This is a genomic window from Burkholderia sp. S171 (assembly GCF_009766085.1).
Classification (GTDB): domain Bacteria; phylum Pseudomonadota; class Gammaproteobacteria; order Burkholderiales; family Burkholderiaceae; genus Caballeronia.
Genome location: NZ_LMUF01000038.1, coordinates 190,779 through 212,593, shown reverse-complemented (window position 1 = coordinate 212,593; position 21,815 = coordinate 190,779). Strand labels below are relative to the sequence as shown.

The window sequence follows — 21,815 nt, the reverse complement described above, 5'->3', positions numbered from 1 at the left end:
TCACGATAGCCCTCGGGGGTGCATGCATGACTTCTGCTGCGATGAGCATCGATACGCCGCTCGGCCAGGACCTGCTGTTTCATACCTTGCGCGGCACGGTCGAACTGGGGCGTCTGACGCGCTACGACGTGATCCTGCTGTCCGCGCGCGGCGACATCGAGCTATGCAAGGTGCTCGGCCAGCGTGTGACGGTGCGCATCGCGCTGCCCGACGGCGGCGAGCGGGCGATGCCGGGTTATGTCGTCACCTTCCGGCAATGCGGCATGCGCGGGCGGATGCACGCTTACCGCGCGTGCATCCGCCCGTGGCTGTGGCTGCTGACCCGGCGCACCAACTGCCGCATCTTCCAGAACATGGCGGTGCCCGATATCGTCAAGGCGGTGCTCGCGGATCCGATGTACCAAAGCCTCGAGCAGGGCGAGATCCGCTGGCAGGCCGATGCACGCCATCACCCGGCGCGCGAATACTGCGTGCAGTACCGCGAGTCCGATTTTGCCTTCATCAGCCGCCTGCTGGAGGACGAAGGCATCTGCTACTGGTTCCAGGAGCGCGACGGCAACGAAACGCTCGTTTTCGGCGATGGCGCCGCGGTGCACGAATGCACGCCGGGCTACGAACAACTGCCGTTCCGCAGCTCGGAGGCAGGCGTGCCTTTGATGGAGTTCGTGACGCAATGGGAAACGCATTACGCGATTGAGACGCGCAATTTCGTACTCACCGATTACGACTTCGAGAATCCCACGCGGCCGCTGCTCAAGCAGTCCGTCAAGGACATGCCGGGCTTCGACGACTTCAGCGATCTCGAGCAGTTCGACTATCCGGGCGGCTATGTCGCGCCCGACTACGGCGATAGCCGCGTGCGCACGCGCGGCGACGAAGCCAGCGACTACGACGACAGCGGGCCGGACTGGCATCGCGTGGAAGCGCTCACCAATGCGCGCGGCTTGCAGGTCGGCGCGCTCTTCACGCTTGAAGATCATCCGCGTAAAGAACAGAACATCCAGTACCTCGTCACGCGCGCCGAGTTCGAGATCGATTACGCCGATTACGAGAGTCTCGGCGAAGGGCACGCGACGCGCTTCGCCTGCCGCTTCAGCGCCATCGACGCGAAACGGCCGTTCGCACCCGCCCGCATCACGAAGCGGCCGACGGTGCGGGGCCCGCAGACCGCCGTCGTGGTCGGGCGCAAGATCGACGAGATCTACACCGACAATCATGGCCGCGTGAAGGTGCAGTTCTTCTGGGACCGCGTTGGCAAGTCCGATGAAAACAGCTCGTGCTGGATTCGGGTGAGCCATCCGTGGGCCGGCAAGAACTGGGGCATGGTTGCCATTCCGCGCATCGGCCAGGAGGTGATCGTCGATTTCCTGGAAGGCGATCCTGACCGGCCGATTATCGTCGGGCGGCTGTACAACGCCGATCAGATGCCGCCGTACGACCTGCCCGCGAACATGACGCAGTGGGGCGTGAAGAGCCGGTCGACCACGGGCGGCACCGGCGCCCATTGCAACGAGTTGCGCTTCGAGGACAAGAAGGGCCACGAGCAACTCCTGATTCACGCAGAGCGCGATCACAGCCTCGAAGTGGAGGCAAGTGAAACGCATTCGGTGGGCTACGACCGGAGCAAGACGATCGGCCACGACGAAACCGTGCACGTGGAGCACGACCGCACGGCGAGCGTGGATCGAAACGAGCTGACGACCATCAAGGGCACGCGCACCGAAACCGTGACCGGCGACGAGACGCTCACGTTCCAGGCGAACCGCATCAAGTCGATCACGAACGACGAGACCGCGAGCGTCGGCGGAAACCATCATGAGTCGATCAAGGGCAACGACATCGTCGCCGTTACCGGTGACCGCAGTGTCACGGTGACCGGCTTCAAGCGCGAGACGGTATCGAAGTCGAAAGAAGAGACGGTCACGGAGGGCAAGAAGCTCAAGGTGGGCGCCGACTACGACCTGAACGTGGACGGGGCGCACAACGCGGTGGTCAAGGGCGACCAGAGCGAAATGATCAACGGCGCGCATAGCGTGACGGTTGGCGGCGCGCAGGCGCTGCACGTGTCGGGAGACCAGAACATCGGCGTCGCGCAGAAGATCACGGTGACGGCGGGCACGTCGTTGAAGCTCGTGTGCGGGAAGTCGACGATCGAGATGGACAACGAAGGGAACATCACGATCAACGGCGAGAACATCACGTCGAAAGGGGCGAAGTCGCACACCATCAAAGGCATGACGGTAAGTTGCTCGGCCACCGTGAAGAACACGGTGGAAGGCACCGTGCTCATGCTCAATCCGTGAGCCGCGAGGAGCCTGGTCATGCCGCCCTTCACGCCCACGAATGCGGTCGAACGCCGCCTCCTCGACGCGCACGCCGACTGGCTCAGCTTCATGCACAACCGCGATGCGCGGCTTTTGCTGTGGCAAACGAGCGAGCCTGATCGGGAGCTCGTCAAGACCTACTTCGGCGCGGGCGAGCAGATGTCGAGCGCGGTGCTGTGCCTGCGCACACCGTTCGAGCAACCCGCGCGCTACGCCGATGCGCTCGCCGCCGACATCATTTCGTTCTACGAGGAGCGGCGCGCCGGTAGCGAGAAGAACGGCATTGTCGCGGACTGGCGGCCGCCCGTGCGTCAGCGCGAAACCGGCGTGCGCTATCTGCTGCGTGTGGTCGAGAGTCTCATGGACCATCACGCGGATCTTTTCTTCGTGATGGTGCTGGTGTTCGTACCGGGCGAAGCGCGGGACGACAAGGCGTTTTCCGCCTGGCTCTCCACGCTGCTCACGCAAGACCGGGACCACGACTCGTTCGCTTTGCGGCTGCGTTATGCCACGCATATTCTCGACGAAACACCGTGCGCGGATTTCGTGCGGCAGTGGGCGGAGGCGGTGCAGGTCGTGCATGGCAAGTACCACATGCAAGCGGTGCCGCGGGAACTCGTGGCGCAGTCCGGCGAGCGCGGTCCGGGCGGGCAGTTCAGGCGGTTGTTCGTCGAGTTGGCCGAGACGCTCGAACACGACGATCCCGCGCGCCTCAAGCGTCTGCGCGCTGCGGCGCTCGCGGTTGCGCAAGAGGCGAAGTGGTTCGATCAATGCGTCGTCGTTGACCTTCTCGCTGGCGCGGCGTTTCTCAAGTGGCGCGATCACGGGCAGGCGCTGGACGCGTATCGCGGTGCGTTCGCGAGCGGCGCGAAGGCGATCGAAGCGGGTCATCCGGCTGGCAACAAACTCGCGGCCAATGCGCTTTTCGGCGAGGCGAGCGTTCACCTTACGCGCAATGAACCGCTCAAGGCAGTGCCGTGCTATGAGCGCGCGGCGGCGCATTGCGAGGCGGCAGAGGACGCCATTCTCACGGTTGAAGCGTGGCGCATGCATGCGTGGTGCCTGGACCGGGCGCACTGGCGCGATGCGGCGCTCGAGTCGGGTTTCAGGGCGCTGGCGGCGGCCGGGCGCATGGATGCCCCGATGCGCGCGCAGAGCAATGTGCCGGTCGTGGCGCAATGGATGCTCGAGCGCATCGGCCCGCTGCATGAGCGGCGCGATGCGCTTCACGTGCGGCTCGTTACGCTGTTCGGTCCGCGCTGGCGCGAGAGCTTGGGCCCGGGCCTTGGCGAACCACGTAGCGCCGCCCGGACCAACGTTCAGGTGCAAGCGCAATGAGCGTCCCCGCCGCGAAACATTTCGACCCGGTGGCGGGCATCGACATCCATATGGTGATCGTGCCGCCGTCGCCCGTGCCGGTGCCGATTCCCCATCCGCATGTGGGTTTCATTCTCGACCTCGACGAATACTCCAACGCGGCCAAGGCCGCGATAGGCGCGATCGAGGCCGCGCTCAAGGAAGCAGCGATAGAAGCCGCGATGCAAGCCGTGCTCGAGAACAGCCCGCTTGCGCGGCAGGCGATGGACGCGGCGAACGGAGCGATGGCCGCGGTGGGCAGCGCTGTGGAGCGGGCGAAGAAGAACCGCTTCGTTGCCGCTGCGCTGAAGGCGAAGGCCGCCGCGGATGCCGCGAAAGAGAAACTCGACGCCATCAAGAACGCACTCGGCGCGGGCGCGGGATCAGGCGGGGGCGGTCGGCCGATTCTCGTGAACGGCTTGATGCGCACGACCATCGGCACGCATACGTATCACATGCCGGGCCTGCATTTTCCGATAGGCGCAAGCTTTGGCGGCCCCGACATCAAGATTCCGTCGCACGATTCGGAAGCGTTCATGGGCAGCAAGACGGTGCTGGCCAATAACGATCCGATGTCGTTCGCGGCGCTGCCCGCGCTCTCGTGCTCGGCGGTCGGCCTGAAGCCGACCGACAAGAAGGGCTCGCACATGCAGCGGAGTTATTTCTCGCTGCCGACCTCGGTGATGTTGCCGATTCCGGCGGGGCGACCGGTGCTCGTCGGCGGCCCGCCGATGTTCAACATGGCCGCGGTCCTCAAGGGATTGTTCGATGCGTTTCGCGGCTCCCAACTCGCCAAGGATCTCTTCAAGAACTGGCCATCGGGCTTCATCAAGTGCGTGATTTTCGATGCCGAGCCGGTGAATTCTGTCACGGGTGAAGTGGTCGTGCAGCAGAACGATTTCACGGTGGCCGGACGGTTGCCGCTCGAGTGGAACCGCTATTACGCGAGCCACGACTCGTTTTGCGGTATCGCGGGGCATGGCTGGCAGACGCCCGCCGACACGCGGCTCGAACTCGCGCTGTGTGAAGGTGATGTCGTCGCTTACGCGGCCTTTTGCGACCACCTGACCGCGTTCGCGGAGTTGCCTGTGCAAGCGGGATGGGATTCGCGCGTCTACGACTGGCAGAACGGGCACGCGTTGTATCGCGACGGGGATGACCTCGTGCTGCGCACGCGGGAGAGCCACGAGTACCGTTATCCGTTGCCGCGCACCTGGAAGGAAGAGGTCGAGTTTCTCGCGCCGCATGCGCGCCTGGTTCTGCGCCTGTCGCGCTTCAGCGATCTGAACGGCAATGCATGGCAGTTCGAGCGCGCGCCTGACGGAGCCATCCGCAGCGTCACGGAATGGTCAGGCGACGCGCCGACCGGACGCAAGCTCCTGGTCGATGCCGGCCGTTTCACGCTGGCCGATGCCGAAGGCCTGAGTCATCCGCTCGTGCGTTATGAGCTGGATGCGGCACGCAATCTGGTCGCGGTCTTCGATGCACTCGATAAGCCGTATTGCTTCGAGTATGCGGCGCGCGGCAACATGGTTCGCCATACGGACCGTAACGGGCTCTCGTTTCATTACAGTCATCAGCTTCACGAGGATGGCCTCTGGCGCGTGGATCACGCGTGGGGCGATCACGGTCTGTTCGATTATCGCTTCGTGTACGACCTCGAGCGGCTGGAGACGCGGCTCACAAATTCACTCGGCCACACCACGGTCTTGCAGTATGACGACCGGGGATTGCCAGTGGCGCGCATCGGTCCGCTTGGTGATGTCTACAGTTATCAGTATGACGAACAATGCCGGACGTCGGCGGAGATCGATCCAGCGGGCAACAAGACGGCATGGGATTACGACGCGTTCGGCAATCTGCTTGAACTGACGCGACCGGACAAGAGCGTGATCGCCACGCGCTACGACGAGGATTTAAAGCCGGTTTGCATTGTCGATCCGGAAGATGGCAAGTGGCGGCAGGAGTGGGATGCACGCGGCAACCTGCTCGCGCAGACGACACCGCTTGGCCTGCGCACGCGCTTTCGCTATGACTCGCGCGGGCAGCTTGTCTGTGTGATCGATGCGGCGGGACAGGAGACGCGGCTTGATTTCGACGCGTATGGATTCGTCGCGCGGCTCATCGATCCGCTTGGTCATTCGACGCGTTTTGCTCACGATGCGCGCGGGAATCTGATCCGACAGGTCGATGCGAACGGCGACGTGAGTCTGTTTCATCACGATGCGAAGAACAGGTTGATGTCGTGCGTGTTGCCGGGCGAGCGCAGCATCCGCTGCGACTACGACGCGGAAGATGATCTCACGCGTTATGTCGACGAGCTGGGCCGCGAGACACGCTTCGAGTACTTCGGGCAGGGGAACGTCAGCACGCGCATCGATCCTGATGGAACTCGCGTGGGGTATCGATACGACACGGAAGAGCAGCTGACGGGCGTCGTGAATCAACGCGGCGAGCTGTGGCGGCTTGTGCGCGATGCGGGCGGACGATTGACAGAGGAGGTCGATTACTGGGGACAGGCGCGGCGCTATGAGTACGACATCGCCGGGCATCTGACGCGCGCGGTCGATCCGTTGGGGCAGGCGCTGGCGATGAAGTGTGATCCGCTGGGGCGCATTGTGGCGCGTCGCGCGGGGGATGGCGAGCAGGAGAGCTATGCGTACAACCAGCGCGGTCAACTGGTCGAAGCACGCAACCCGTTTAGCCTCGTGCAGCGTGACTACGACGCGGATGGGCGGCTCGTGCGCGAAGCGCAACGCCAGCAGGGCGGCGAGGGTACGCTCGATTACACCTACGACGCGGCGGGGCGGCTTGCGTCTCAGACGCAATCTTGGCGTCACGCGGGCGCAGATGAGGATGCTTTCTCGCAGACGCAGCGCTTCGGTTATGACGTGCGCGGCTCGCTCACGAGTCAGCAGATAGGCGAGAGCGAGCCGCTACGCTTTGCGTTCGATTCGGTCGGGCGGTTGAGCGCGCAGCGCGTCAATGAGCGGTTGACGTATCGATTCGGCTACGACACGGCGGGGCGTCTCGCGCGCCATGCGACCGAGCGTAGAGGATGCGCTGACGATAGCACCGAGTATCGGTATGACGCAGCAGGAAATCTCACTCAGCGACGCGATAGCCGGATGGGCGCGGATGCGTATCGGTATGACCCGCTCGGGCAGGTCGTCGCGCATATGGACCCGGCGGGGAACGTGCGGCGATTTGTGTTTGACCGGGCGGGGGATCGGTTTGCGGTGGTGCGGGAGGATGGTGATGGACGGGTGTTGCGGCATCACGATGGGACCGCGCTGGAGATGGATCGCGCCGGGCAGACGGTCGCGAGGAAGACGCCGGACGGCGCGGAGCAGGCGTTGCAGTGGGATGCTTTCGGGCGGCTGCGGCGGTTGGTCAACGAGAAGGGCGAGCGGTGGGAGTATCTTTATGACGCGTTGAGCCGGCGGGTTTGCAAGGGGAAGCAGGGTCAGCCAGAGCGGACGTGGTTCGTGTGGGATGGGGATGCGCTTGGCGGGGATGTGACAGGTGGAGGGAAGGCGCAAGTGTGCGCTCGATTTTTTGCGTATCGGTTGAGGACTTTTGAGCCGCTCGCGATGCAAGTGTTCAGGGGCTTTGGCGACAGCTCGACGTTCTACTATCAGAACGATCCCAATGGTGCACCGGTTCGGATGCGATCGGATGATGGGAGTGTTGTTTGGGAAGGACGGTACGGCGTTATTGGCGGAATTGATTCCGTTGGGACGCAGAGGATCGAACAACCGATCCGGTTGCAGGGACAGTATTTTGATGGGGAGTCGGGGTTAAGCTATAACCGATATAGGTATTTTGATCCGGACACCGATAGCTTTATCTCTCAAGATCCCATCAGGTTTAAAGGTGGCATCCATCCATACGGGTTTGGACCTAACGTTTTAGGTTGGGCAGATCCGTGGGGTTTAGCGGTAGTAGATGCCACATTCCGGATGGCCGGACAAGTGTTTAGCGGTACGAACCCACTTGACCGTGAATCACGCAGCGACGGGCCGACTTTACCGGGATTACGAGGTCCCAATGTTTCGCGTGGAGACATGCACGCCGAAATTGAAGCGATGCTACAGGCGCATGACGCCGGCTTACGAGGTGGATCAGCCGAATTGACTATAGACGGAAAAGTGGCCTGTTCTCGTTGCAAAGGGGATATCAAGACCATGGCTCGTGCACTTGATCTTGATGAGCTTACTGTTCACAACAATGGTGAGACAATTAAATTTACCCGTTGTGAGCTACAAACCATGAAGAAGGGTGGAAAGGGTTGGAAGGGTAGCAAGTAACGAAAATCTTGGAGAATTCGAATGACAATCAAGGCGATCGCTCAGTCGATTGATATAAGTCTCAACGATGACGAAGCTCTTTCTTCGCTTTATATAAAATGGGGTCCAATTGGTCAATATATTGACATTACGCGAGAAGATGACGATGGAGGAATTTATTGTGAGGTATCCGATCAGGCCAACGGAGCTGAGTTCGAATCCATTAAATTTAAATATTCAAAGAAATTGCTTGTTCTCGAGGTAACGCCTCCCGAGACGTTGATTCAAGGAACGCAAGAATATCAAATCGACATTGATCTAGACGGGGTAGCGTTCGATGAACAAAAATTTGTAGAATGTTTGATACATTTGTTTCGAAGGCTAGATTAAATTCAGCGATGTGAAGTCAATACCGATCGTTTCAGGTTGTTTTGGAGGTCACAACGCCTCAAGCCGAGAATCGTCGATCGCCGGAAAAAGGCGCCGCAGACGCTTCACGCGTCAATGCAGGTTGAGTGCAGGGCCCGATGGCGGATAACGCCGGCGCAATGGCGGATAGTTCCGGCCGCCTTCGTACCGCATCGGGCTGCACAGAAAAATAAGCGAACAACGCATGCCGCTTCAATCTGCCTTGTCTACGGCCAGCGCCACCACCCGCCCGACCACGGACAAGATCGTCGTGGCAATTCACGGCGTCGGCCGGGTGTTGCACAGCGACGCGATACGCGCCGCCGTTCGTCGCGTCGGTGCGCGCGGCGAGCCGCCGGATTAAGTTTTCCGTGTGAGCTTATGCGCGTAGATAACAAAGCTCGTTTCTTTCCAGGTTCGGAGTTGAGCCGACCGAAATTCATCGCTATGGATGCACGCACTCATCATGGTGCGGGCCAATTCTTGACTTTCACTTTTTCAACATCTAGGTTAAGAGCAGCCTAAAGATGCTCGTGAACGTTGGCCGCGCCGGTAAAAATTCCATCGATATGTTGTACAAGGTGGCGAGCGCCTTCCACTTCGAACCTTAGCGATTAAGAAACCGAATTGATATGCGAACGTGCGAGCAAATTCGGCGGCCTGCCACGAATACATATGGCGGTCAACCTCGCACGGAGAGAGTCGCATCGAACCCGATGCACAAAGCATGAACAACTGGATCCAATCCTGGCCTACGCCGTCACCGGCCATGGTCGCGCAAGCGCTCGCGCTTCCTGCGAGGACGCAAGAACGCAACGAGCAGCTCAATCATTTTCGATTGCCAAGGCTGCGCTCGAATCGTGGCTGACTTCCAGTCGCTCGTAAAGCATCGACATACCGGCGGTAACCAGATCCATCGCAGCAAACAGGGCAGGGCGACTCTCAAAGAAGGAGCGCAAAATGAATCTGATCCGAATGACGGGTTCGTGCGCCGTTGCCGCGGCGCTGTCCACCATGGCTCATGCCCAGAGCGCAGGCACCATCTTTTTCAGCGCGGGCTGGTATCACGTCGCGCCGCAGGACAGCAGCAACAATTTCAGGTTCACATCCGTGGGCGGATCGCCTGTCAACGTCATCGTTCCCAATACGGGTGTGGCTGTGTCGAACGCCGACACCTTCGGCATGACGGGCGGCTATTTCTTCACTGATCACATCGCCGCCGAATTCCAGTTCGGCGTGCCGCCAAAGTACGACGTCAGCGGAACAGGAGCGCTCGCGCCGTTCGGCAAGCTCGGCACGGTCAGGGAATGGGGCCCGGTTCTGTTGTTCCAGTACTTCTTGCGCGACGCACAAGCGAAATTCAGGCCCTACGTCGGCATCGGCGTGACGCGCACGTGGTTCAGCGACGCGAGAAGCACTAACACGGCATTCGAAACCGAAGCCCTCGGCGGACCGACCACGGTCGAGTCGACTGCGCAGTGGGCGCCGGTTTTCAACGTCGGCTTTACCTACGCATTCACGGAACACTGGTTCGCGGGCTTTTCTGTGCTGTACGTTCCGATCAACACTACGAGCACCTTCACCACCCAGGCACAGACGCCAGTGGGCACGCTCACGCGGCGCGCTGAGACCAAGGTTTCGCTCGATCCTGTCGTGACGTACCTGCGCGTGGGATACCGGTTTTGACGGGAACACACGCACCGCGAACGTAGACTTGAAGTTGATCGAATGTCCGGCACCAGCCTCGCATCGCACGTAAATGCAAGCGAATTCGAGTCCGTCGATTCGGCGAGCATGCCTGTCGATCAATTCATCGTTAGCCGAGGCTTGGCATTCCCCTGCCTCTGCATACGCCGGCATGATCCACCTCGCGAAGCGCGATCTGTAGCCAGTGCGCCGCGTGAGCCGGACTGAGCGAACGAGCGCGAAAACTTCTTGTATAACTGATTTTCAGCGCCATACTTCGAACTTAACCATTCTTTCAAATTTGCACCCGGGTTCACGTCTTTGACCTGTATCACAACGTGGCTCGCTTCCAGTCGTCACTTGGCAATCCGAATCGTCAGAAGATAAGGTATGACCCGTAATGGGCCGTGAATGCCGCGACATCCATCGTCATTCGTAACCGGCCGTTCGTGTAGTGATAAGGGCTGATGAAGCGCGCCACTGTTGACGCGCCGGCGCGTAAGCAGTGGCGCGGCCCGGATCGAATCTCGCAATGTGTACCGATCAAGCGATCTGTTGTCGACATCCGCGCGACGCATCGGCAAACGTGCGTGCCCGGGCCCTAAAGGAGGAAAGAATGGAACGCCCGGACTACATCTACACCAACGGCTCACCGCTGCAGCGCACGCCCATGCATCTCAGCGAATCTGAAATGTATGGCTTCCTTATCAAGGGAGATAAAGAAAAACTTCAGGCGACCGTCGATAAGACACTCAATGCAGTGGCCGGAAACAAGGCAATATTCCACGTGTTGTCACCGTACGTCATGCTGACGTTCACGCAGGTGAACCACGCACAATCGGGCTATGAAGAGGATAACGAGCGAGGCTGGGGCAAGGAGTGCGACATCATTCCCTGGATTATGGTCGGGCAAATGGATGAGCGTGACGGCGAGGCCCGATTGCAGCGCATCTTTCTTCATCCGTCGTACACCTGGGTCGATGTGACCACAGCCGTCTCCATCGGCCGTGAAGTATTTGGTTATCCGAAAAGCATCTGCAAACTCGAGATGCCCGGCGCGGATGACGATCCGGACACGTTCAAGATTGCATGTGAAGGTTGGGAGCCGTTCAGTCCCGAATCGCAGTTGGGGATCCATCCTCTGCTGGAAATCGTGGCGACCGACAAGACGCATGATCATGTGCCGGTGTCGGGGTTTAGGAAGATCGTCCTCGAGGGTCTGAAGCTCCTGCGATCGGAGCCGGATTTACTTTCACTCGACATCGCGGGTATCAAGGATATGGTGTCGATGTTGCTCGAACCGCACGTCGACCAGCTCTTTCTCAAACAGTTTCCGGACACGAGCGGCATGAAGGCTGTGTATCAGGCCGTGGTGAGTGCACCCGCGATCATCGACAAGGTGCACCACGGCAGATTGCTCGGCTATACCTACGAGTGCACGCTCCACCAATTCGACAGCTACCGGTTGGATCAAACGCTCGGGTTCCAGCTTGGACCACAGCGCGTGCTTTTACCGTTCCATATCAGCATGGACTTCACGGTCAACGCGGGGGAAGAGCTGGCCGAAAGTGCGGAGTCCGGGCGCGAGACGATCGCGGCCGCTCCAGCCGATGAAGCAGCGCCCCTGACCGCTGCCCGTGCGCCGCAGTTTTTCGCCGCCGTCCAGGCCGATGAACGTGTGCCCGCGGACCGGCCGGACGGGCGCGAAAAAATCGTGATCCTCGGTGGCGGGCCGGCCGCGATGACCGCCGCGTTTTATCTCACTGATGAGCCTGACTGGCGCACCCGCTACGACATCACGGTTTATCAAATGGGTTGGCGCCTCGGCGGCAAATGCGCGAGCGGACGAAATGCAGACATGGGACAGCGGATCGAGGAACATGGCCTGCACATGTGGTTCGGCTTCTATAACAACGCTTTCGATCTGATGCGAAAGGCCTATGACGCGCTGGACCGCGCGCCCGGCGCGCCGCTCGCGACCTGGCAAGACGCGTTCAAGCCGCACAATTTCATCGTGCTCACGGAGTTCATCAAAGGCAGCTACAAGTTCTGGCCCATGCAGATGCCGATCAAGCCGGGCACGCCGGGAGCACACAACGGCGAACTCACCGTTCTTGGCATGACGGCGACGCTGACGGCGTGGATCCATCAATGGATTGCACGTCTCGACCAGCACCTGATCGAGGTCATACGCAAGAACCTCAAGGAAGACATTAAGCATGTCGAAAACATTGCGCATGACATCCGGGATTCCGCACGGCGCCTGAAAGATTCGTTCCACCTCCTTGCACACAAGAGCAGGGATTCCGAGATTGGCGGGTTGCAGGTGCTGCGCGCTTCCGTTTTCGATTCCGTCCACCAGTTTCTCGACCAGGACGACCCGACGCGACATCTCTTCATTTGCATCGATCTCGCCATCACGGCGCTTATCGGCATGCATGCCGACGGCATCATGCACAGGAATTTCGATGTCGTGAACGACATCGAGTTTCGCGCCTGGCTGCTCAAGCATGGCGCGAACGCAAACTACTCCGTCAATTCCGCGCTCGTGCGCGCGCTCTACGATCTCGCATTCGCATTCGCATACGTCGACGGCGACACGGCCGCGCCGAACATCGAGGCGGGAACCATGCTGCGAGGTATATTGCGGCTCAACATCGACTATCACGGCGGCTTTATCTGGAAAATGCAAGCCGGCATGGGTGACACCGTGTTCACGCCTCTTTATCAGGTACTGAAGCAGCGCGGCGTGAAATTCGAGTTCTTCCACAAGGTGGAGGATCTGATTCCCGAGGCGGCCGGCAACAGCGTGAGTGAAATCGTCATCACGCAACAGGTCGCGCTCAAGGCGGGCCTGAGCGAATACGATCCGTTGGTCGCAGTGGCCGGTCTGGACTGCTGGCCGAGCCGTCCGAACTACGATCAGATCGACGCGCAGCAAGCCGAATTGCTAAAGAATAACGACGTGGACCTCGAGTCGCACTGGAACGACTGGGCGCAAATTCATAGCGCTCAATTTCAGAAACCGCTGCCGGTCAAACGGCTTAAGCGTGGCGTGGATTTCGACAAGATCGTCTTCGGCTTGCCGGTCGGGTCCTTGAAGTATGTCTGCCCGAAAATCATCGATTACAGTCCGGCTCTCAACGCCGCATGTCAGAACATCAAGACTACGGCGACGCAGGCGTATCAGATGTGGCTCAGCGAGGAACTGAAAAACCTGGGCTGGAAGCATTTCGGCTCGGAAGGAGAAGATCCGATCCTGAGTTCGTTCAGCGAGCCCTTCGACACCTTGACGCCGATGAATCAACTGCTGTCGCGGGAAACCTGGCCGGCGGGGCGTTCGCCGCAAAGCGTCGCTTATTTCTGCAGTCCGATCCGCGTGCCGGACTTTCCCCCTGCCACGGAAACGGGCTTCCCCGTGAAGTGGACTCAGCAGGTGAAGTCCAACGCATTGGACCAGTTGAAAAAGCAGGCGTCCAACCTGTGGCCGTCGGCGGTCGTCGGCGGCATCTTCAAGTGGGACTGGCTGATCACGCTTGGCAAGCAAACCGGAGAGGATCGTTTCGACGCGCAGTATTGGCGCGCCAATGTGAATCCATCCGACTTGTACGTGCAGTCCGTCGTGGATAGCACCAGGTACCGGATAACGAGTGACCAATCCGGCTTCAACAACCTCTATTTTGCGGGCGACTGGCTTAAGACGGGTTTGAACGCGGGCTGCGTTGAAGGCGCCGTGATGGGCGGCATGCAGGCTTCCCGCGCCATTTGCGGGCATCCATCCTACATCCGGGGCGAGACGGACCGCTGCTGACGCGCATCGCTGACGCGCGTCGCTCACGTGTGCACGAACGGCGCGCCGATGCGTTCGTGCTGCATGCGTGCCTGCTCCAGGAACTCCGTTCGTTCGGAACTGCCCTGCGGACTCTGGTTACCCAGTTCATAGAGCAGCAGCGCCTCGTCGTAACCGGCGCCGAGTGCGCGCGCGAGCACGAGCCCCCGGCGCCAGCACGTGAGCGCGCGCGGCCTGTCATGGCGCGCCGCCGCGATGCGGCCCGCAAGCAAAGCGGCGCGCGGGCCGGCCGGCCGGGTTGCGCGCGCGTATCGGGCGAGAATGCGGCACGCACGCCGGGCGTCGCGCCAGCTTGTCAATCCGCAGGCGGACGCATCGATCAGCGTCTGCGCGATTCCCGCGATCCCTTCGGTGATGTACCACGCCACCGGCACGCCTGCCGACAGGTCGTGGAGACCTGAGAGGGCCCATTGCACCGCCCGCGAACGCTCGCCCAGCCGCCAATGGGACGCGGCGGCCAGACCCTGGCAAAAGATCCGGTCGAACTGGGGAAGTTCGCGCGCGCCGATGACCTTGTGCAGGCAGCTCACGCGCTCTTGCAAGCGCTCTCCCTGCATCAGCGCGAGGCAGGTATCAAAGCCATGCACGTAAGCGGCGATTTGCGCCGGCATGTGATGCCGGGCAGGACCGAGCTGCTCCAGCAAAGCCCTCGCTTCGTCGAGTTGTCCGCGCGCCAGTGCAATCGCGCACAGCCCGCCGATTGACTGTTGACAGCGTTCTGTCGCGCCGAGCCGCGCATACAGCGATGCCGAATAAGTCAGGCACTCGATCGCGTGTTCCCAGTGGCCGTCGGCGGCCCAGTAGACGCCGCCGACGACATTGGCATAGGCGATATCGTCGATGCCGCCCTGTTCCGTTGCCAGCGCCAGTGAGCGCCGGTTGTAGACCTGCGAAAGCCAGCGTTGCCTTGACCCCGCGAAGCCGATGGCCATTGCAGCCAGACCCTTCACGGCCTCGCGAACGCTGCCGGAGCGTTCGGCAAGATTGAGTGAGGTCAGCGTCGCATGCAGAAGCGACAGCGTGCCGCTGTTGAAATACGCGATCTCGCTGAGTTTTTCGTGAATCTGCGAGATGCGCGGCAGCAGCGGATCAGCGCTCCGGCCGCGCGCGAGCCCGGCGCGCGTGCTCAGTTGCTGCGCCAGTTGCCAGGCCACGTCGAGCGTCATCACGGCGGCGCTACGGGGCACCGGGCGGCCTGCGCACACCAGCGCGCGATTGAAATGATGCTTGGCCGCGCCATATTGGAACGACTCGCTATAGGCTTCGCCGAGGATCGTCTCAAAGCGCATTTCGCGCTGCGGATCGGGCGCAAGTCCCGACTCCCTCGCGAGCTTGAGCGCGCGGTCCGCCTGCCGGATGGCGTCGCAGGTCGCGTAACGCTTCAGCGAGTGCTCGGCGGATCTCTCCAGGTAGGCGACGGCGGCGGGAATGTTCAGCGCACGCTCCCAATGGGATGCGAGCGCGGCGAAATGCGGTTCGAGATCCTGCGATTCGTGGGCTTCGATCCAGTTGGCGATATCGCGGTGAAGCTCCTGACGCAATGAGCAGGGCAGCAGTTCGTACACCGCGTCCTGCAGCAGCACGTGCTTGAAGCGGTAACGATCATGGTCAGGATCATGGCCGGGGCTAGGGTCGGGGTCACGATCATCGGCGGCGGGATAAACCACGTCCTCGCGCTCGAGTTCATGGGCCAATGCGACGAGATCCGCCGTGCCCTGATCGACGGGAAAAAGATCCCGGAGCATCTTGAGAGAGAACTCGGGGCCCACCACCGCGGCGATCTTCAGCAGTAGCTGTTCGGCGCCGCCGAGCGTATCCACGCGGCTCACAATGATGCCGCGCAATCCCTCGGGCAAGGTGACTTTGGCTTCGCTGGCGGTATCCGCGACGAATGCGCCAATGCCATCGGTCACGTCGAGATAGCCGGAGGCGTGCAGCGCCGAGACCACCTCTTCGGCATAGAGCGGATTGCCTTCGGTGCGTTCCGCGACGAAATCCACGAGCTCTTCCGTCGCTTCTTTCGCTCCCAGGCGATGTGCGATCAGCACGCCCAGCGCGTCGGACGTCAGACCCGGCAGATGAACGCGGCAGCGCGACTCGCGCAGGACCTGATGCGCCTCCGGCGCGCTCGAACCGTCGAGCGGCCGCGTAGCGCTTAATAACAAAAGTCCCGGCGGCCGCATGATCGCCAGCTCCAGCAGCAGCGCGGCCGATGCGCCGTCGAACCAGTGCAGATCATCGGCGATCAAGAGGAGCGGAGTATCGAGCGATGAGCGCGAAATGATCGTCGTGACGAGCTTTCGTACACCCTCGGCGCGCGCATGGCCTGCCATCTCGCGCGTGAGTTCGGTATCTTCGAATGCGAAAGGCAGGATATCGTTGAGAAGCGCGAGCCACGATACGAGGCATTCGTCGTGCGGTACAAGACTCGTGGCGACACGGCGTGCGATGGACGCATTGAACTTGCTGGTGCCGCACAGCAACTGCGCGAGGATGGGCCGCCAGACGTGATAGACCGACATCGATTCCAGCGCGAACCCCGCGCCCCAGACTACCACGACGCCGCGCTCGCGCGCATGGGCGGCGACATCCGCGATCAGGCGCGTTTTGCCGAGTCCTGCCTCTCCGCATATCAAGAACGCGTCGCCGGTTCCGGCGACCACCTGATCGAGCGCGTCCGACAATTGGTCGAACTCCGGCTCGCGGCCGACCGACACGCCTGTGAAGAAATGTCCCTCGCCCTGCGGATCGGTCCGCGGCCGCCACACCGCGACGACTTCGTTGATGCCTTTGGCGGGGACCGGACCGCAGGCATCGAACAGAAACTCGTGGGCAGCGGCGTCGCGGGTGCGTTTATCGCACAGTATGTCGCCGCGCGCGGCCATCATCAGTCTCGCCGCCCGGTTGATCACGCCGCCTGTCAATCCCGCATGACGACGCTCGTTGCCGCCGCGATCGGAATAAAGCGCGAGTCCCGTCGTGATGCCGATACTGACCGCAAGCTGGCGTTCGTGAAGGGCGTCAAAGAGCGCCCGGCCGGCCGCCACCGCGCGTACGGCGTCGTCTTCGTGCGCCATGAACGGCAGCCCGAAGACCGACAGCAGCGTGAGGCCCTTGTCGTCCGAGGAAAGCTCGGTGAGTGCGCCGCCAAAGCGGGCATGCATGCTCTGCGCGCATTCCACGGCGGCTTGCAATTGCGGCAGCGCATCGTCGCGGGAGCAATCGATGCGCGACAGGCCGATGAATAGCGTGCTGATGTTTCTGAACTCCGCGAACCAGCGGCCACCGCCCATGCGCACGCGTTCGAGGAAGTGTCGCCCGAGAAAGCTTTCGAGCGCGCTGGACGGCGGTCCGAGGGCCTGCGTTGGCACGACGGGCGTCAATGCGGGGTTTAATCCTATGGAGATTGCGACGCCGCTGCCGAGCACCCGTCGCGCCTCGAGTTGCCCGCGGACCTTTTCCCATAGAGACGGACATACCACGACCTCATCGGCCCCGCCTTCGTGATTGGCCGACGCTGCTTCGGCCGCCGGGCCGCCCGCGGTGAGGCAGTACCATTTCCCGCCAATACCGCCCACGCTCAGATGCGTGAGTGTGCCTTCGGCGAGGGAGATGCGTTGACGCATTGCTACGCCCGTTTCCGTAATGATCCCGGGCAGGGAACTCTGGAGTTTCAGGCCGCACTGCACGGCAAGCATTGCCGTCTCGGGCGATGAAGCATCGTATTCCCAGATCACGCGAATCGCGTCTCCGACAAAATCGAGCACATCACCTCCGTGCTCGATCGCGATTGCCGTCATTCTTCCGAAGTAACGGTCGAGGATCACGGACAAGCGCTCGGCTCCCGCCACGCCCTGGCGGGCGAACGTTTCTGTGAGTTCCGTGAAGCCCGCGATGTCCACCATCATTGCGACACCTTCGAAATGCCGCGCACCGGGGGCCTCGCATGGGCCGGCGTTCAGGACATGTCGCGGCAAATAACGCGAAAGCGCTTCCGGCATGAATGCATTTGCGTTGTCCACCTCGGTTCTCCCGCAGGCGATACCCACTCCACGCACTTTAATTCCTTCAAACACATTTCGGCGCGAAACTTGCGCCGCGCAGCGGGGATGTTGCCATTAAGCATCACTGAGCAAAAGAGGATGGTTCGCTCCAGTATTCTCGAGGCGAAGTTTTCACCTCGACGAATCGAGGTCGACCTATCCCTCATGAGGCCGCCCACAAACTGCGTAGTTTTTTGTCTAACGCATCGTAGCTCGCGGCGTCCATCCACATCCGCCGAAGTGTCTTGCGAAGGACACTTTGAAATGGGATGTTGTCATTCCACCAAACCCTCAACCATACTGGCGGGCGGACGGTTGCCGATATGTCCACACCCGGCACGCCCATTAATGCACCCGGAAACTTTATCTCGAGACTGCCCGATTCAGACGGTTTTAGCCGGCTATAAGGCGCAAGCATGTCCATAGCGCGCCTTCCCTCCTCGCTGATCAAGTCCTCGGCGCGACGTGCATTCACGCCGTCGGCACGCAGCGTCGCCGCGAGTTCCCGATAAGCCCGTCCCGGCGCGGATTCACGAAAATTTTTGGCGTGCTCGAGAAGCTCCTGAACATTTCCGGGTGCTTGGTCACCGCTCAGCAGAAACGGCAATACCGGCGGTATTGGGTATGATCGTTTCATTGCGACTTCGCGCCCTTGTAATCGTGCTTCTGTAGCATCGAATATGGTAGTTTCCTCATCCGCCGTGCAACGCTTCGCCAGATCGGGGGTTGCGGTCAGGCCAAGGAATAGGCGAGCACGTTTGGGTTGAATATAATGTGTCGTACTGCTCGCTTGCGCGAAGCCGCTGAAGATAAAACCGCTGAGCAAAAATTGCGCGACTTCAAGGGGCGCCTGTTCCAAAACGCTTAATTTTTCGTGTAATTTAGCGGCTAGCGGACCATCTGCCGATTCGAAGATATCGGGTTTCCAGTCATAGCGAAGAATCTCCTGCTCCACGAGCGCATTGCTTAGATCAGTTAGCTGGCTGAAATCGACTTCCGACAGACTAACGAGAGCACCTTTTTTTATTGATTCGTATACGTCGAGACTAATATCAATGACTCGTGTCTGCTCGCCTAAGATCGAGTCAAGCGGAAGTTCCACGGTCTGTTTCATGAACGTCGCGTAATACCCGATCAGCGGGATTGTGTCGCGCGTGACGATCATGTCAAAGAAATCGACTATCCCGCCCATGTTGGCGGCAAGAGAACTCCATACTTCACTATCGGTTCGTCCTAGCTTTAACGATCCGCTTCTGCCATTCAAGAAGATCTCGCCCGCGCGAAGAATCATCGGATCGGGAACGAAGCCGATTTCGTCGGCATATTTCGTCCAGTTCAAGAATGAATTTTCAGCAATAATCAACGGAGTCATCGTTCGCCCTTTACTGAATGCGGTTAAGGAAAAAGGCTGTGGATCGCTCCATCAAACATCCCATGTCGAGGGATTAGCGAGCCAGTGTTCTTCAATATCGGAAGAAACGAGTAGTGAGGATTTCAGGCGGGGAGTATTCCTTATCCCCAGTTGCTAAGGCTATATTCGCAAACGTTTGCATTTTCCCGACGATCTCATCGTATTCGCCTGATCTCTGTGCGTTGTCGCACCTTATTCGTTGATTGTGCTGTATGCATAATGGCATGCGTCAGCCCAGCTGGTTATTGCACTGCTCGAAGATCGTCAAACCGCGAGGAGGTTGACGTGAGCACGCTGCTGCGCATCGATCCACCATGCCTGAGGCTCGGGATTCATCGGGTCAGGAAGTTGGAGGAAATTGTCGCGCGCGCAATGTTGCGCCGCCGCTTGCAGGTCCGCGCCGGAAACGTTCGTCGCCCGCATCCATTCGCCCAGCCCCGTGCCCGTCAACAGATTTCAATCAGCATATTAGATTGACGGGACGAGTTCGGCATCGCGTTTCTACCAATTGAAAGACGGGTTGCCGCGAGGCGGTGAAATCCTGAAGCGCCATCAATGTCATTCGATATCCAAAGTATTCCAGCTAAAGAAGCTTCGTTGCGACAATCGCGCCCATTGCCTGCGGGCGCAATTTATTGTCGATTGACATCGTTTTGTTCAGCCAAAGTCGACGCTTTGTCCGCCATTTGTTTTGCTTGCTGATGCGGATCCATATAAATTCATCGATATCCGTTCGTTCTATGGAATGGAAGCCTGCGACTCAATTGAGCATCCGACGCCCATACCGAAGCGATTTGCCTTGCGTATTTGTTCGAATCGCCACATCTTCTTCGAGGAACAGCGTATGCGTACAAAGACGGCAATGCTCGCCCTTCTCGGGACTGCGATGCTTTTTGGTTGCGCGTCGCATGAAGCGTACAGGACCAATGTGGTGAATCCTTGGCTGGACAAAACCCAATGTCCCGCCGACCGCAATGGCAACACAGACGCCGGGTGTGACAATCGTACGCCGGAGCTCGTCGATGGCAAATACGAGCTGCATTACGTGGAATTCGACGATCAAGGCTGGCTGCATCCTGAACCGGCAACGGCTTCGGATGCGACAGCGGCATCGCCGTCGGACGCAGCGCCGGGCGCGGGCGTCGACCATTCGGCGCAACAGATCGACGCGCTGATGGACGACTTGAAGCAGCATCTCCGCGCGAAGACGGACCTGAAGGTGATCGTGTTCGTACACGGCTGGAAGCACAGCGCGCAATCGGATGACGACAACGTGATGAAGTTCCGCCGCTTGCTCGAACGCGCGGCCTCGGACGAGCTGTATCAGTCCGCGAAGCGTCAGGTCATCGGCATTTATGTCGGATGGCGCGGAAAGCCGTGGCTCGTGCCCGATCCGGGGCTCGATCTCTCTTTCTGGAGCCGCAAGGACGCGGCGTCGCGCGTCTCCACCGGCTCCGTGCGCGAGCTGTTTGCAAGACTGCGAAGCATGCAGCGCTACTTCAACTTGCAGGCGCTCGGAGAGCACCGGCGCCCCGCCATGCGCACACTGATGATCGGGCACAGCTTCGGTGGACTGATTCTTTACGCCGCCACATCCGGCCCGTTGATCGAGTCGCTCACGGCGCAAAGCGATCTCGCGGGACTGCCGCCGTTGCACTCGGGCGGCAACGAGTCGAAGGACCGCGCGGCAGAAGCCCAGGCAGAGCGTGTCGCCGACTTGATCGTGCTCGTGAACCCCGCATTCGAGGCATCGAGGTTTGAGGCGCTTTATCGCGTGGCGAACCGTCAGCAGCACAAGTGCTATGTCCCGCCGGTGCTGGTGTCGATCACGTCCGAGACCGACCTCGCCACCGGCATGGCATTTCCCGCCGGGCGCTTCTTGAATACGCTCTTCGAGCGCCCGGCTTCATCATCCGATCAGGCAACCGCAATCAAGCGTACACCGGGAAACATGGATCGCTATGTCACCCATGTGCTGCATGGTCCTGCATCAGAGGCAACCGGCGCCGGCGCGCAAAACGCATTGCCGGCGGCAAACGCGGTTTGCGAAGGATGGAAGCCGGGCAGCGCCTTGTTGACACTCACGAACCAGGACCTCGAGCAGGCCGTGAAGGACAACAAGACGCGTGAGGTGAAACAGTCGCAAGACTTTATCGCCGGACTGAACGCCTCCGCGACTTTTCCAGCGACATGGAAGCGCACGTTTTGCGGCGGAGCCACGCTTGAAGTCAACCAGCAGGAGGGTGAGAACAATGCGCAGACGCTCGTGTGGAACATCAGGGCGGAGCCGAGCATCATCAATGGACACGGTGACGTGATGAATCCCGCGCTCCTCGATGTCGTGCGCCAGATGTTCGGCGATACCGATCTTCCAGGCAATCAGACCGATCAACCTGATCAACCCCGTCAACCCCCGCCGCCTCAAGAGTGCGAAAAGGGGTGAGGGGT

Annotated in this window: 11 protein-coding genes; 9 read left to right on the top strand and 2 right to left on the bottom strand. The window is 60.5% G+C overall.

Features of this window, described 5'->3' with window-relative positions:
- The first annotated feature begins 26 nt into the window (after window positions 1-26).
- From GSQ93_RS20395 to GSQ93_RS20360, 7 genes are all read left to right on the top strand, one after another.
- A complete protein-coding gene (locus tag GSQ93_RS20395; RefSeq protein ID WP_158937444.1) occupies window positions 27-2,303 on the top strand; it encodes a type VI secretion system Vgr family protein in 2,277 nt (758 codons plus the stop codon).
- Window positions 2,304-2,321: 18 nt separating this feature from the next.
- On the top strand, window positions 2,322-3,662 hold the full coding sequence (locus tag GSQ93_RS20390; RefSeq protein ID WP_216857643.1) for a hypothetical protein: 1,341 nt from the start codon (window positions 2,322-2,324) through the stop codon (window positions 3,660-3,662).
- Window positions 3,659-7,990 carry an RHS repeat-associated core domain-containing protein gene (locus GSQ93_RS20385; RefSeq protein ID WP_158937443.1) on the top strand — a complete coding sequence of 1,444 codons (4,332 nt, stop codon included), beginning with the start codon at window positions 3,659-3,661 and terminating at the stop codon, window positions 7,988-7,990. Before GSQ93_RS20390 ends, GSQ93_RS20385 begins: the two co-directional genes overlap by 4 nt.
- Before the next feature lie 21 nt (window positions 7,991-8,011).
- The gene (locus tag GSQ93_RS20380; RefSeq protein WP_158937442.1) at window positions 8,012-8,359 is read left to right on the top strand and encodes a hypothetical protein; all 348 of its coding nucleotides are present in this window, start codon (window positions 8,012-8,014) and stop codon (window positions 8,357-8,359) included.
- A gap of 223 nt (window positions 8,360-8,582) precedes the next feature.
- Window positions 8,583-8,741: a hypothetical protein gene (locus tag GSQ93_RS20375; RefSeq protein WP_158937441.1), complete on the top strand. Its 159-nt coding sequence runs from the start codon at window positions 8,583-8,585 to the stop codon at window positions 8,739-8,741.
- 596 nt (window positions 8,742-9,337) lie between these two features.
- Window positions 9,338-10,063: an OmpW family protein gene (locus tag GSQ93_RS20370; protein ID WP_158937440.1), complete on the top strand. Its 726-nt coding sequence runs from the start codon at window positions 9,338-9,340 to the stop codon at window positions 10,061-10,063.
- 616 nt (window positions 10,064-10,679) lie between these two features.
- Window positions 10,680-13,874, top strand: a complete 3,195-nt coding sequence (locus tag GSQ93_RS20360; RefSeq protein WP_158937438.1) for an NAD(P)-binding protein — start codon at window positions 10,680-10,682, stop codon at window positions 13,872-13,874.
- A 23-nt stretch (window positions 13,875-13,897) separates the two neighbouring features.
- Here GSQ93_RS20360 and GSQ93_RS20355 read toward each other — a convergent pair whose 3' ends face one another.
- Window positions 13,898-17,935 (bottom strand): BREX system ATP-binding domain-containing protein, encoded by a 4,038-nt coding sequence (locus tag GSQ93_RS20355; protein WP_158937437.1) that lies wholly within the window; start codon window positions 17,933-17,935, stop codon window positions 13,898-13,900.
- Between the two features lie 184 nt (window positions 17,936-18,119).
- Window positions 18,120-19,328 (bottom strand): hypothetical protein, encoded by a 1,209-nt coding sequence (locus tag GSQ93_RS20350; RefSeq protein WP_158937436.1) that lies wholly within the window; start codon window positions 19,326-19,328, stop codon window positions 18,120-18,122.
- A 324-nt stretch (window positions 19,329-19,652) separates the two neighbouring features.
- Here GSQ93_RS20350 and GSQ93_RS20345 point away from each other — a divergent pair, with 324 nt between their 5' ends.
- Window positions 19,653-19,844 (top strand): hypothetical protein, encoded by a 192-nt coding sequence (locus tag GSQ93_RS20345; RefSeq protein WP_158937435.1) that lies wholly within the window; start codon window positions 19,653-19,655, stop codon window positions 19,842-19,844.
- A gap of 367 nt (window positions 19,845-20,211) precedes the next feature.
- Window positions 20,212-21,810: a hypothetical protein gene (locus GSQ93_RS20340; RefSeq protein WP_158937434.1), complete on the top strand. Its 1,599-nt coding sequence runs from the start codon at window positions 20,212-20,214 to the stop codon at window positions 21,808-21,810.
- The last annotated feature ends 5 nt before the right edge of the window (window positions 21,811-21,815 follow it).